The 14,541-nt window shown below is 47.2% G+C and carries 11 protein-coding genes; 3 read left to right on the forward strand and 8 right to left on the reverse strand.

Annotation, left to right across the window (positions count from 1 at the left end; genetic code table 11):
- Positions 1–11 precede the first annotated feature (11 nt).
- Entirely contained in the window at positions 12–377 is a 366-nt protein-coding gene (locus Q4Q54_RS06325; protein ID WP_006080672.1) for a cupin domain-containing protein, read from the forward strand.
- Positions 378–560: 183 nt separating this feature from the next.
- Positions 561–1,283, forward strand: coding sequence for a TorF family putative porin (locus tag Q4Q54_RS06330; protein WP_311987990.1), 723 nt, complete (start codon positions 561–563; stop codon positions 1,281–1,283).
- A gap of 102 nt (positions 1,284–1,385) precedes the next feature.
- On the opposite strand, the gene nagP is transcribed toward Q4Q54_RS06330, so the two are convergent.
- From nagP to Q4Q54_RS06370, 8 genes are all read right to left on the reverse strand, one after another.
- Positions 1,386–2,684: an N-acetylglucosamine MFS transporter NagP gene (nagP, locus tag Q4Q54_RS06335; RefSeq protein ID WP_311988017.1), complete on the reverse strand. Its 1,299-nt coding sequence runs from the start codon at positions 2,682–2,684 to the stop codon at positions 1,386–1,388.
- Positions 2,685–3,012: 328 nt separating this feature from the next.
- A complete protein-coding gene (gene nagX, locus Q4Q54_RS06340) occupies positions 3,013–4,167 on the reverse strand; it encodes a transmembrane glucosamine N-acetyltransferase NagX (protein ID WP_311987991.1) in 1,155 nt (384 codons plus the stop codon).
- 137 nt (positions 4,168–4,304) lie between these two features.
- Positions 4,305–5,441, reverse strand: coding sequence for an N-acetylglucosamine-6-phosphate deacetylase (gene nagA / locus Q4Q54_RS06345; RefSeq protein WP_311987992.1), 1,137 nt, complete (start codon positions 5,439–5,441; stop codon positions 4,305–4,307).
- 55 nt (positions 5,442–5,496) lie between these two features.
- Positions 5,497–6,495, reverse strand: a complete 999-nt coding sequence (nagB-II, locus tag Q4Q54_RS06350; protein WP_311987993.1) for a glucosamine-6-phosphate deaminase NagB-II — start codon at positions 6,493–6,495, stop codon at positions 5,497–5,499.
- Between the two features lie 17 nt (positions 6,496–6,512).
- Positions 6,513–7,448 (reverse strand): N-acetylglucosamine kinase, encoded by a 936-nt coding sequence (gene nagK, locus Q4Q54_RS06355; RefSeq protein WP_311987994.1) that lies wholly within the window; start codon positions 7,446–7,448, stop codon positions 6,513–6,515.
- 223 nt (positions 7,449–7,671) lie between these two features.
- Positions 7,672–10,470 carry a family 20 glycosylhydrolase gene (locus Q4Q54_RS06360; RefSeq protein ID WP_311987995.1) on the reverse strand — a complete coding sequence of 933 codons (2,799 nt, stop codon included), beginning with the start codon at positions 10,468–10,470 and terminating at the stop codon, positions 7,672–7,674.
- 28 nt (positions 10,471–10,498) lie between these two features.
- Complete coding sequence (locus Q4Q54_RS06365) at positions 10,499–11,986, reverse strand: methyl-accepting chemotaxis protein (RefSeq protein WP_311987996.1); 1,488 nt, start codon at positions 11,984–11,986, stop codon at positions 10,499–10,501.
- Positions 11,986–13,077 carry a transporter substrate-binding domain-containing protein gene (locus Q4Q54_RS06370; RefSeq protein WP_311987997.1) on the reverse strand — a complete coding sequence of 364 codons (1,092 nt, stop codon included), beginning with the start codon at positions 13,075–13,077 and terminating at the stop codon, positions 11,986–11,988. The genes Q4Q54_RS06365 and Q4Q54_RS06370 overlap by 1 nt, the downstream gene beginning before the upstream one ends.
- Before the next feature lie 496 nt (positions 13,078–13,573).
- Here Q4Q54_RS06370 and Q4Q54_RS06375 point away from each other — a divergent pair, with 496 nt between their 5' ends.
- The gene (locus tag Q4Q54_RS06375) at positions 13,574–14,485 is read left to right on the forward strand and encodes a sulfite exporter TauE/SafE family protein (protein ID WP_311987998.1); all 912 of its coding nucleotides are present in this window, start codon (positions 13,574–13,576) and stop codon (positions 14,483–14,485) included.
- The last annotated feature ends 56 nt before the right edge of the window (positions 14,486–14,541 follow it).

Below are 14,541 nucleotides of genomic sequence, written 5' to 3' on the forward strand. Positions count from 1 at the left end.
GGAAATCGCAAATGACTGTGAGCATCAACGCCATTATTCGCTTTGCTACGGCGCAAACACCCGTCGAGACCTATCAGTTACCGGCGGAAAAGTTGTTAGCAGGCAATCCAACTCAAGGGCTAGAGAATCATTATTCTAGTCCTTGTGATCAATTTCACAGTGGAATTTGGCAAAGTGAATCAGGCGCTTGGAAAATAAACTACACTGAATACGAGTACTGCGAAATCCTCGAAGGAATAAGTGTTATCACAGATCTTCAAGGTCAATCGCAGACGTTCACTGTGGGCGACAGGTTTATTATACCCGCGGGCTTTCAAGGCACTTGGGAAGTAGTGGAACCCTGCCGCAAGGTTTACGTCATTTTCGAACAAAAGTGAGATCAACGAGGCTGATGTTAGCCTCAAAAAAGCTAAGTTATCTTAGCAATAACTCGCCATGAGGTCACAGCAACGGGTTTTCCTAGGCTGTTGTTTGGCAAACCAACGGATGCACTGGCGCGATTGAATAATCATGGCCGCCAGTAACACGTCCGAGTCAACAAAGAAAATGGGAGAAATACCGTGTATAACAATCTGAATAAAAAACGGCTGGTACAGCTTGTCGGACTCGCGCTAACCACGACCCTATTCTCCGGCATGGCCACCGCCGAAGTAACAGGGGAAATTAGTCTCACTAACGACTATCGTTTCCGCGGCGTTTCACAAACCGCTGGCGATCCTGCCCTGCAAGGCGGTATCGATTGGAGCTTCGACTCGGGTTTCTCTGTCGGTGCTTGGGCAAGTAACGTGGATTTTGATGAGCCAGGTTATAACGGCCCTGCAATCGAATACGATTTCTATGTCGCCTATGGCGGTGAGATCAACGAAGATCTGACCTACGACATTACCCTTAACCGTTATAACTACTCAGGCGAAAGTGACATTGGCTATTTTGAAGTTACAGCTGGCATGGATTATAAAGGCTTTCGCGCCGCTTACTGGTACACCAATGACTACGGCGGTAGTGATTTAGACTATCACTATGCTGAGCTTAACTATTCCTATGAATTTGTTGAGAACTGGAGTCTCGATCTGCACTACGGCTATAACGTTGGTGATGCATTGGATGACGGTGAAGGCTTTGATAGCTACTCAGATTACTCTGTTGGCGTATCGACTGAACTGTCAGGCTTTGGGCTTTCTCTCGCTTGGTTAGGCACAGATCTTAGCGGCGACCAAAAGGTCTCTGATGGCGCATTTAAAACCTCGGATACCGTGCTTGCTAGCGTAAGTTACGCGTTCTAATTTAGCCTTAGTATAAAGTTCGGAAGAACCGCTTAGATAAACTAAGACACAAAAAAGCCCTCATCATCGAGGGCTTCTTTTTAGCGACTCAAGCTGACTTGTCTACCAACTACGCATTTTATGGCCTTTCACCGCGTAGAACAGGATGAACAGATAACAGGGCAACATCACAATATAACCGCCCTGCATGCCCATATCAGTCGCCGAGCTCATTAAGCCCCAAGACACTGGACCAAAGGCGCCACCAGCAATCCCCATGATGAGAAGCGCAGAACCTGTGCTGGTCAATTTGCCCATCCCAGACAATGCTAGCGGCCATACTGCAGGCCAAACGATCGCATTGGCTAAACCAAGGAAGGCAATCATCAACAGGGTGTCGGGCAGCGCAACGCCACCAAAAGGCACTAACACAACATTGGCGATAGCGTAGGAGTTATTGTCGCCGAACAAAATCCCGCATGTCAGTAACAAACCCAGAATAGCCGACACCATTAAAGCCTTAGGCTGTGAAATAAAGCGAGGAATTAACAGGATACCAAGCGTGTAACCTAGCACCATACACACCATAGTATAGGAGGTCATCACCCCGTAATGTTCAACTCCGAGTGATAACGCAAAAGTGCCTATAGTGTCACCGGCAATCACTTCCACCGCCACATAAACAAACAGTGCCAACACGCCAAAGGCTAAGTTAGGGTGAGACAGCGCCGCTTTAAGTTGGCCTTTATCGGTATTTTCAGCCACTTCATCTTCATTGGATAATTCTGGTAATGGGGATTTTTTTACCGCTAGCGCTAAAATACCGATAAAAATCGCCATGCCTAAATAGGGGAATACTAGACCATCAGCCATTTCTTCAATTTGAATTTGAGTCAGCTCAGTACCAATACGGTCTTTAAAGCTGTCTAAAATCAGTGCAGAGAACACCAAAGGCGCAATCACACCCGCACCTTTGTTCAAAATACCCATCACACTCACACGGGCAGCGGCGGATTCTTCAGGGCCTAAACGCACCACATAAGGGTTAACCGCAGTTTGTAATAGAGTTTGGCCCGCGCCCATCACTAATTGGGCGAAAAGGAATAAGGCAAATATTTGGGTTTCCGCGGCGGGGATAAACAGTAAACCCGCCAGCATCATCACACCCATGCCAATCGCCATACCATTCTTATAACCGACTTTGCGAATAAGCCAGGCGGATGGCAAGGCAGTAAAGGTCACTGCGATATAAAAAGAAAACAGGATCAACGACGCTTGAAAGGGATTGAGTTGCAATATTTGTTTCAAATATGGCATCAAAGACCCATTCAACCAAGTGGCGAATCCGAGGATGAAAAAGAGAGCGGCCACTATGGCCATGGGGAGAAAGCTGCTTTTTTGCTGGCTTTTATCGAGTGTCATTTCCATAAACCTGCTTCTTATAGTAATTAATTATTGAGGTGATAACGGGGTTTAAATTAATGCCTAAGTTCCCGAATATCCGTATCGCGACTCGTCCGCAATGGCTAATGTTATCATCCAAACTCACCATTGTTTCAGTGATGTTAAAACAAATAACACAAAAAGACAACGCTGTCATTTAATAAATTCTCGCGAATATTCCCTCGTAATCATCAATTGGCCGATAGCTAAGTTGTAAGTAAGTGATGACTCACATCCAGAAAATAATGTAAAAAAAGCCGCAGACACTGAGTGCGTGCGGCTGATCTCAAGCTATTAAGCCAACTGACTAAATTCTGACAAAAATATTGCGGCGATACATCCAATATAAAACCAGCCACTGCACCGCGAGCAAGCTGATAACCGCAGCTAACGCTTGAGCGCTTTCAGGCAAGGCCAGCACTAAGCCACCAAACACGCTTTGAGCGATATATTTCCAATCCACTAAGCTCGACGCTAAGTAAATAATGATGGCGTTCGAGCCTATCACCACGAAGAAAAATGCGGATTTTTGCCACTTAAGCACATCGACTAAGGCATAGAATACCGCCAGCAGTATCATGCTCCAGCCCGACGTCACAAGCACAAATGAACTGGTCCACAGCTCTTTATTGACCGGAATAACAAGATCTAACAGCCAACCTAAGACTAAGAAAATGCCACCCGCAGCAGCGAGCAACCCCACTTTGGCCCACTCACCTTTAGGATGGGATTTAACAATAAAGTGACCGACAAACACACCCGTTAACGCATTGACTATGGAGGGAATAGTCGACAGTAAACCTTCAGGATCGGGCGTGCGTCCCTGATAGCTCACGCCGGGTAATAAAATCGAATCGACATAGGCATTGATGGATTCCGTTGGCGAGAGCACGCCGGCCTGTCCACCAGGGAAAGGCAACCAAAGTTGCATTGCGCCATAACCAAGCAAAATGCCCAAGGCGACGATAATTTGGGTTCGTAGACTCGTGTGCCACACCAATAATGCGGCAAAAAACCATGCAAAGGCGATTCGACCTAACACACTGGCATAGCGAATTTTTTCAGGATCGGCAGGCGCGCCAGTTCCCCAACCGTGATTGTATAAAATGCCTAGTAACAGCAATAAAAAGAGTCGTTTAATCCCGTGACGATACACAGGTAATCGCTCCTTCATAGGTAATTTATCTAAACGTTTAGGGGATAAACCTAAGGCCACACCAGAGAGGAAAATAAACAGCGGAAAAATCAAATCGTAGAAGTGAAAACCATGCCATTGGCTATGGTGCATTTGCTCATCGCCCCATTGCCAACCTGCCCAGCCCGTTAAAATAAGCAAGCCACCAAACAAAGCCTCACCGCCCAAAATCCAAAACATATCGAAGCCGCGCAGTGCATCCAGCGACATCAACCTAGGTTTATTCACCTTTACTGGCGCAATTGCATTTGTCTGTGTCGTCCCCATGCCATCATCCTTTATTATTGTTATTAAAAGCTTTTAGTAAAGTTGAGCAAAACTAATGCTGTACAATAAAAAAACTTAGCCCCTGTCATCAAAATACGACAAGGGCCAAGGTTAACGCTTTGCTGACTCAACGCACACTAAGGGCGAACATAAACGGCATTTCCAGCAATGTAGTTTGCCTGCACTTTGTTGTGCGCATCGAGCAAGACAAAATCAGCCCTATGCCCCAGTGCTAAACGGCCAGCTTTATGGTCAATCCCGAGGAACTGCGCGGGATAAAGCGCCGCCATTCTCAAAGCTTCCGCCAAAGGCAAACCCAACAAGTTGACGGTATTATTGACCGCAGTCGCCATATCGAGCACACAGCCCGCCAGCTCGCCTGTCACGGCATTTAATCTGTCACCGACTCGCAGCACTCGAGTACCAAAGAGCTCGAAGCTAGTCTCATCGTCCATTCCGACAGGCGGCATAGCATCGGTGACTAACATCATCTTGCCCCTCGGTTTTGCCCGTAGTGCAACCTTTGCCGCCGCTGGGTGCACATGGTGACCATCGACAATCAAACCACACCACGCGGTTTCACTCTCAATCGCCGCGCCAACCATGCCCGGCTCACGGGAGCCCAGTGGTGACATCGCATTATAAAGATGGGTAAAGCCCGTCGCGCCTGCCGCTAATGCTGCAACTACAGTGTCGTAGTCGGCATTAGAATGGCCCAAACACACCTTCACGCCCGAAGCGACAAGCGTGCGGATCACCTCTGGCGACACATTCTCTGGCGCAAGCGTGACCACTTTAATCCCCAGATCTTGACGACAAAATACCGCGAGTTCAGCCTCTGTGATTTCGCGAATAAAACCCTGTGGATGTACACCTTTTTTAGGCACAGATAAATGCGGCCCTTCAAAATGCACCCCTAAAACGCCTGCGCTACCTTTGACTAAAGCCTCAGCCACTGCATCGGCTGCATTTGCCATCACACTGACATCATCTGTGATAAGCGTAGGTAAAAATCCTGTCGTACCAAAACGCGCATGGGCACGGCCGATAGTTTCAATGCAATTAACACTCGGATCGGCATTGAATAACGCCCCGCCGCCACCGTTCACTTGCACATCGATAAAACCTGGTACCAGCGTTCCGGCTTGGCGGATGTCCTTCGCGCCAACAACCGTATCAAACGCCAGAATGTGCCCGTCTTCAACAGTCACAGGCACATCTTGATGGAAATATTCACCATCGAAAATACGCTCGGCGATCAGGGTGATTTTCATCGCAAACCTCTTTCAATAAATAACACGAGTGACTTAAGTCTTTAATTTCGGCAGCTTAGAGCGTTTGCGTCACTTTTTTAAGGCCAGCCGGTTGGTCAGGGTCGATACCGCGGGCAATCGCAACCGCAGCCACGTCGATATAGAAACGCTGTAATAAGGCTAACGGCGCCACACGGGGGTGAATGTCGGTCGAGGTTTGATTCAGATGCACTAAATCGGCGCCGCGTTGGCTCACATTTTCAATCTGTTCGATGTGGCTAGCGTAGGATTCATCACCAATGCACACATCGACGATAGTGAGTTTTTTCTCAACTAAGGTCACAGGACCGTGGAGGAACTCGGCGCTGCTGAATGCTTCGGCATGGATTGAGCACACTTCTTTCAGTTTAAGCGCGATTTCCTTAGATACCGCATAACCTAAACCACGGCCAAGTACGACTAAGTTCTTCACGTCGGTAACAGATTCTGGCGTGAGTTGTGGCTCAGCGTCCACCGCCGTTTGCAGCGCTTGGGGTAAAGATGCGACGGCGCTAGCAAGCGATTCGCTTTGAGTCCAAGCGGCGGCAAGTTGTAAAATCGCCGACAAGGTCGCGAGGTAACTCTTAGTCGCGGCAACGGCTTTTTCTTCGCCGGCGCGTAAAGGTACAACCACATCGACGATATCTTTAATCGGTGCGGTTTCATCATTCACTAAGGCAACACAAAAAGCGCCGGCATTTTTTGCCATACGCGCCTGCGCCAAAATATCAGGGCTGCGGCCAGATTGTGAAATCACAATCACTAAACCGCCTTCGAGTTTCAAGGTCTTACCATACACACTCGCCACTGATGGGGCTGCGGCAAACGTCGGTACACCCGCTTCGATTTCAAATAAGTACTTAGCGAACACACCCGCATGATCCGATGAACCACGACCAACGATCATTACAAAACGGGGATCGAAGGCGCGCAGCTTTTCACCTAACTGCTGCATGATTTCAGCGTTAGCTTCTAACTGACCAGCGATTTTTTGCGGTGCGGTGCGAGCTTCTTGCTCCATAATAGTGTTTGTCATGTCTTTTACCTTCACGTTCAAATACAGGATTTGGCTTCAGTGCCTATTTGCACTGACAACGACTTATTAAATTCTTGCTGGGCGAAATACATAGCACCGAGTTCGGGTGGGGCTAAGGTTTCTGAAATTTTGGCAACTACATCGGCACCGAGCCAAGCTTGTAAAGGCTCAGCAAGGCCACCGATCATCGAAAAACGCACCGGATTTAGGTAAAATAACTTACGCGCCATGTCGCTAATATAATCCGCGCCTTCTTGCACTATCGCCGTCGCGACTGCGTCACCTTCATTGGCGCAATCAAGCACACTTCTGGCTAATACGGCGTAACAACTTGATGATTTACCCGCTAGATTTTCGACAATGCCGAGCGCATCTGTGACGTTAAAATAATTAAGCAGCATATCGGTTAATTGGGTCGGCGCGGCAAAGCCATCGAGTGCTAACAACACGTGTTCGGCGGCCTTTAATCCCAGCCAAGCACCGCTGCCCTTATCACCTAATGCAAAACCATAACCGCCAATACTCAAGCTGGTATCACCAACATGGGCATAACCGCAAGAACCTGTGCCCGTGATGATCACTGCGCCATCGGCACCGCGGTGGGCACCAATACAAGCCGTATGCAGATCTGTGGTGACATACATGGCCGCAAAAGGATGCTGCCAGTTGATCACGTCTTGATATAACCGAGGGACATTTACGCCAGCAAGACCAAGACCCGCCACCAGCAAGTGACTATCGCTCTCGTTCATGCCCGCATCCAGCAACGCCAGGCGAGTCGATGCTTCAATGGATTCAAATGTTTGTGTGAGACCATGCAGTGGATTTGCACGCCCAGCAACACCTGTCCCTAAAACGGTACCGTCTGCGCAGTAGATGGTGGCTCGACATTTACTGCCGCCGCCATCTACACCTATAAACAGTTGTTGATCTTTTGTCTGGACTAACCCCATGACACCCCTCTTCACCTATCAATGCAGCGCTACCGTTGCTTATTATTTGCCGTTAATACAGCGCTCAACTTTAGTTAACTCAATGTTACAGCAAAAATGACAGCGTTGTCATTTACTTTTTTAAGTGATTTATGATCTAAAATCAAATTTAGGCAATCACTGACACAGAAAAACAAAAAGGCTGTATTTTATCTTTAAAATACAGCCAGATATAAAAATCAATTTAGTTAACGATTAAACTTCTCCCTTTACGAACACCATCTGCAGCTATGGCCCGGACCTCAATCGGTGCAGTGACCGCCTGTCCCGCTTGATAAGCTTGCCATTGGCCATTTAGGCTTCGGTATTCCAGTTTGAGCCCGGGATAGGCGATATTGGCAAACAGCTTGCCCTCACGGATCTCGGCGCCGACCGTCGGTACGCGATAATCAATCCCCGCTTTATCTAACTTAATAAACTCTTTGTGGCCTAAGGTATTCGCGAGTTGTTGCCAATCCTTTGCCTGTGCATCACGCATGGTCAAAGTAAAAGCGCCCGAGCTTTGATTATATACAGCGCCTTGATATTGATAAGGTACTTCCCATGCAGCTTGATGCCAAGCACGCTCAGCCAACATCAATAAACGCGGGAACACCATGTATTCAATCGTATCGTCACTGCGAATCGACTCACTCCAAACCTGCCCTTGCAAGCCAGTAAAAGGTTTGCCTCTCTCCCTTGGACCCGAGATTTTTTTACCCGCCTCATCAAGTTTTATTCTGTCGTCCGCTTCGAACGGCTGATTTTGAATATCGGTCCATTGCTCGGCGTTGGCGGCCAAGTTGTCTGGCATAAAGCTAAAGACTTTATGGCTGTTGGTCGCGCGGCTCGCCCAGTAATAGCCATGCTCCTTGGGATCGGCCTCATAGGGGAAATCAAAGTACAACACCTCAGGATTAGAGAGCACGGTTTCCCAACCAAGATTCGCCTGCTGATTGGCGCGCTCATAGCCTTTATGGGCAATCACATCCCAAATATTAGACTGCACTTTAGCGGGCATATTCTCAGGGCGAACATGGCTCATGCCATCGCTCCACCCCGCAGCTTCAATGCCTTTGGCCGCTAACATAGTCGAAATTCGCTCGATAAAATAAGCGCCTAAGTCATCTATCGACTTAACGCCTTTATCGTTATTGGCAACAAATGCTAAACACTGGGGTGATTGTTTCCAAGCTCCCGCCGTTTCATCGGCACCAATGTGGTAACGCGTCAATGGTTGACCCGCGGCTTGATGTAGCTTGGCAATCTCATCAATCACCTTATCGACAAACTGATAGGTCGATTCCATGCACACGTTAAGCGTATTGTCGTCGTAATATTGCACTGAAGAATAAACCGTTTTGTCGTTTGCATCGGATAACAAATATTGCTCAGCTGCAGTGGTTTGCCCTTCAGCTTGCAATTGACGAGCGCCCGCATCTAACGCTTTTACAGCTGTGCTAGCTTGATTTGCCGTTTCCTGCACAGGAACAACCTGCACTTTGCCCGTGTTTTTAAGCTCTACGTCTTCAGCCTGTAATCGACGAAAACGCGCATCCATCGCTTTAATCGCGGCGCGGCTATGACCCGGCATATCCATCGATGGGATCACTTGAATTTGACGCGCCTCGGCATATTTCACTATGTCGATATAGTCTTGTTTAGTGTAGTAGCCATTGACGCTAGTATCGCCAAACGGTCCACTGCCTAACTGCGGTAATAGGCAGGTATTTTCATCTAAATCATGGCAACGTTTACTGCCTATGTCGGTTAATTCAGGCAGACCATCGATTTCTAAACGCCAACCTTCATCGTCAGCCATGTGTAAATGCAGTTTATTGAGCTTATAAGCCGCCATTTGGTCGAGCAAATCCAGCAACAATTGTTTGCTGTGGAAATTACGTGCCACATCAATGTGCATACCACGGAACGGATAACGTGGGCTGTCTTCAATGGTCATGGCATTCACTTTCAGCGAATTCACATCCACAAGGCTTGCTAATGATGACAAACCGTAAGAGAAGCCCGCCGCATCATTGGCAGCGATCACAATTTCAGTTGGCTGAATATCTAAGCGATAACTGCCCTCATTCCCTTTTTGGCGGGCAAACTTCACCGTCATGCCACTCGCAGATTCAGCCACCCCCAGGCGAGCTAAACGTGCCACCGCCGCCGCAACTTGACTCTTTTGCTCTGGGTTATCTTGCTGATATTCGAGCTTAATACCACCAGCAAGGGATACTGGTGTATCAGTTGAATGGATCTTCACCTTTTGTGGCGTTGGGATAATGGTATCCAAAGCCAAGGCGGCATCTTCACTCACGCTTTGATTGGCTTTAAATAATTGCGCGGCATCGGCTGGCGCGAGTTTATCCGTTTCAGTGCGTTGATATTGGGTTTTAAAATTCGTAAACCCTTCAACATACGGACGCGTCTCTAAACCCGTTTCGGCATCTTTCCCTACCTGAGTGCTGGCGATAATGACGGGTTCTAATCCTTTTGCTGCGAGGTAATAGTTTGGCATAGCGTCGGTTTCAGCCAATTGCCACGGCTCACCACGGAACGTCAGTTGCTTTTTCTCGCCCTTAACAAATCCCTTAAAAGCGGCCGTTGGCGTAATACGATGTAAATCGCCTTTAACGTGCGTTATCGTCAATTCACCGCTTTCAACCGATTGCACAGGGCGCATTTGGCTTAAATAAATTTCCCAATCCTGGCTGGCTAAATCCATACCGGGCACGAAATCAATTTGAGCGACAAAACAGCGACCATCGGCTTTATCTTTTAGGCACTTATCGTCTGGCACATTGGTCACAACACGGTAAGTTACGACTAACGAATCCCCGAGTTGTTGTAACTGCGCTTGAGTTAATGCGTCCTGAGCTTGCAGTGTTTGAGCCACAGCCTTATCGGCTGACGCTGCGGAAGGCGTCACAGGCGCCTCGGAACAGGCCGCTAATCCTAAAGCCAGTAAAATGGCGCTTGCTGAGAGTGTTTTTTTCATGATTATCCTTATCTAGCTCCAGAAATGGCTACAATCTGAAGGAAGTTACTAACGTCCGCAGTCTTTCCCCTTGGTGAAACAGTCGCTCGCTCGAGTGCGCTAAGTGCTCGCTATCGAGTGAGGCTGAACCTGAGACATTGGCAAGATCATTTAACGTACGAGAAATCGCTTCGGTGACGCAGGTTTGCTCCTGTGCCGCATGGAAAACTTCGATGTTCATATTACTGATATTTGAGACTAAATCAGTCACTTTAGTGAGTACTAACTTAATTTCTTCCGAGCGGTTTACGCCCTGAGTTGAGAGGGCTTGGCTCGCTTGCATCACAGTGACCGTTTCTGCCACTCGGCTCTGAACCTGCTGGATCATTTTCTGTATTTCACCTGTGGCTTGTTGAGTTCGGCTCGCCAGCGTGCGCACTTCGTCGGCAACCACAGCAAAACCGCGCCCTTGTTCACCCGCCCTTGCCGCTTCAATGGCAGCATTAAGCGCCAGTAAGTTGGTCTGTTCGGCAATACTGTTGATCACTACGACCACTTCATCAATCTTTTGGGTTTCTTGCTGTAACTGTGAGACGGACAATGCCGAGCGAGCTAATTCAGATGCCAGCTTGCGGGTAATATCTAATCCCGAATCGAACTGACGCTGACTGTCATCGACCGCTTTATCGGCCTGACTCGCCGCATCCGCGGTGCGCTTGGCATTAATGGCAACTTCGTTAGCACTGGCACTTAGCTGAGTTACAGCCGTCACAGCGGCCTCGGTTTCTTTTAATTGGGTTTGCACGCGATCATTGTTGGTTTGCGACAATGAGCCAAGCGCTTTGGCATCGCCCAGTAATTGCCCTGAAGTTTCGTGCACTCTGGAAATCGTGGCGTGAATTTGCTCTACAAAACCATTAAATGCCTTGGCAAGCTGACCAATCTCATCCTGACTCTCAACGGGTAATCTGTGGCATAAATCACCGTCACCGCTGGCAATTTCTTCCATGGCGCGGACAACATTCTCCAGTGGATTAATCACTAAACGTTTAAGAATGATAAAGATAACAATTAAACTGCCACCGAGAATTAACAGCGCCTGCAAGAAATAACCTAAGAGTAAATCTGACAACTGAGCGCGAATGGGCAACATAGAAAACTGGATGGCCAATTGGCCCGTCGGATTACCTTGGTCAGCAAAGTGAATTTCACGTTTTACCAGATACTCATCGGCCACCGTTTGAGCCTGTTGACTCTCGGCTAACACTTTACCGCGATGGTCGCTCACCACGATATGATAAATCTGCGCAGATTTAAGCATCACAGATAACACGGCTTGGATTTGTTCAAAATCGTAGGTGAAGATGGGCTGCGCCATAGTGACTTGCAAATTGGCGACGGTATTGTCTTCAAACTCAGTTTCACTGGCGGCCAATTTATCGCTCGCCAACCAGTATGATGCGCCAAACAAAACGCTGACTATCATAAAAATCGCTGCCGCTAACCCAATCTGTACTTTTAAGGCTAATGTTTTCATTATTTTGCACCTTGCATACTAAAGAGATCTAACCATAATTCTTTGCGCTCTATTGGCGTTAACGGGCTTAAATCAGGCGTATCGAGACGAATAATGACCCTTTGTTCAAACTTAGCCTCACGGTACAGTTGCTCAATTTTTAGCTCACGATTGAACATCTCATCAAAAGAGCCGTCGCTTACCATACTTTCGAGTCCAGCTAAAATGGCCGCCGCAAGTTCGGGGCGCTTAGGGGACACAAAGAAATAAGCTGGCGAGCGATATTGAAGCAGAATATGGCTATCAACCTTAAGTGCGGGATCGGGGTGACTTGCGAGTTCTTCACCAATTTCCTGGGCGCCGAGGGCAAGATAATCAAAACGCCCACCTTCTAACATGGGGTATAAATTGGTGTACTGATAACTCGTAACGACGGGTAATCCATTGGCCTCTAGAATCGTGGCATCGGGCCAATAACGATTTTGCCCCGCCTTTAACTGCCTAAAATCCGCCATGGTTTTCACCTTGGAGAATCGCGTTTCATCCGCTTTGCGGATAATCAGCAGTCGATTACCGAGTAATCCTTTAAACAATGGAATGCGCACGGGTAGCACAGTTTCTTCTAATTCTTTTGAGGTCATACTCCAAAACACATCGACCGTTCCAGCCAGTGCTTCTTCGACCTTGCGTTTTTGATTCATCTGAGTCGACATTTGCTGCACTTTATAGCCGCTATCCGAACGGCGCAGTGCTTCCTTAAGCAAATTTAGCTGCCAAGTCTGCTGTATGGTGGTGACGATTGTTTTTGAAATCGGCGCCTGAATGTGAGAAACGTCAGACGTAATGACGTCAGAGGAACCGGAATTAGAGTTTGAGTTTGAATTTGAATTAGAATTAGGGTTTGAGTTAGCGGCAAAATGACTTGAGGCAATATCGGCTGCAAACACAGCGAAGGATGAGGCTGAAAGCCCCGTCAGAGCCATGATAAACAGTGACCAGCAAGCTGCTCGTTTAGTGATGATAAGTATGGTCGTTAGTGTAAAAACATAACGAATGACACTCATCATGCCCGTCGCAATGACGCGCATCGCAGCCGTTAAATGAATCGCCATAAATTGCAGCCTCTTTTTATTATCTGGTTTTTACCAGTGAGTTTTATTTATCTATGCCGCTAACGTTCAAATGCTGAGGTAGGCATTGAAGTCATATTGTAAAAACACCCTAAAAAAATGGCTGGGCACTGCTTACAGTACCCAGCCCACGCTAGTTTCTGGGGAGAGACTATCAAAATATCAAAGACAAACGTATCGCCGCCCGACAGCAATACTCCTGCCAAACACATGATAAGGAGACCTCATCCTCTCATGCAGACCTTACAAACAACGTATCACACAAGCAGATGACAGCGCTGTCATCATTAAAGTACACAAGAAAGAACAGGATTTCTACATTTTTTTGACAATTATTGTTGTTTTTTATGAAAAGACATACTTAACCATTATTATTCAATAGCTTAAAATGTTTAATTTATTTATTCAAGCTTATGTGACAACGTTGTCTTTCATTGGTAACATGGCGATAACATGACAAAGATCACGGTAGCTATCGATGAGTCCCCTTAACACATTAGTGCCCAGTAATACCCAATCTGCTCCGCGCTTAACTCGGCACTACCGAAACCTCAGTTTGATATTGCTACTTTGTGGAGCTTGGTTATTTTGGGCGAGCCATTTTCATTCGCCATTTGATCTTATCCAAGAATATGGCCGCTTTATTTTTCTGGGTATTACAGGAGCGATATTTGCCAATTCGACGGGAGCTGGCGGTGGCGTCATCTTTATTCCCGTTTTTTCGAGCCTCAACTTTAGTGAGTCTCAAAGTGTTGCGACTTCATTTATGATCCAGTGCTTTGGTATGACAGCAGGCGCGATTTCATGGTCACTGCATTATAAAAAGCGCCACCTAGAAGATGCCGCCTGGTCTGGTTTTGTGAAAGCAGCATTACTTGCCGCCTTCTTTTCAGTATTAGGTTTCTGGAGCAGCCAACTACTACAGCTCAACTCCCCCTCTTCGCTACACACAAGTTTCAGCATCTTCTCGATTGTACTCGGTATCGCCATCGTTATTAGTTGCAAAAGTAGCACGCCAATAACTCGTGCTATAAGGCCAGTCGATTTTCTTTGGTTCGCTCTCATTGGCTATTTCGGCGGCATTATCACAGCTTGGTTATCGGTAGGCGTCGGTGAATTAGTCGTCATTTATCTGATGTTACGGGGACTATGCGCCAAAATGGCGGTCGCCACCGGTGTCATTGTCTCTGCAATTACAGTTTGGTCGGCAAGTCCTATTCATATTTTTTCAACAAATAGCCATGCCCTCTTTGAGTTAGTGTTATTCGCAGGCCCAGGTGCCGTTATCGGAGGATTACTCGCTCGTAAATTAGCGCTATATCTCCCAGTAAAAGTATTAAAACTTTTTTTCTCCATTTGGATAATTTTGACGGGAGTTGTTATGCTGTAACATGTTTCATGCTGTAAGTTAAAATAGACTATAAAATTAATAAAATGCACAAAGCC

The sequence above is a fragment of the Shewanella sp. SP2S2-4 genome (genome assembly GCF_031932025.1).
In the GTDB taxonomy this organism is placed as follows: domain Bacteria; phylum Pseudomonadota; class Gammaproteobacteria; order Enterobacterales; family Shewanellaceae; genus Shewanella; species Shewanella baltica.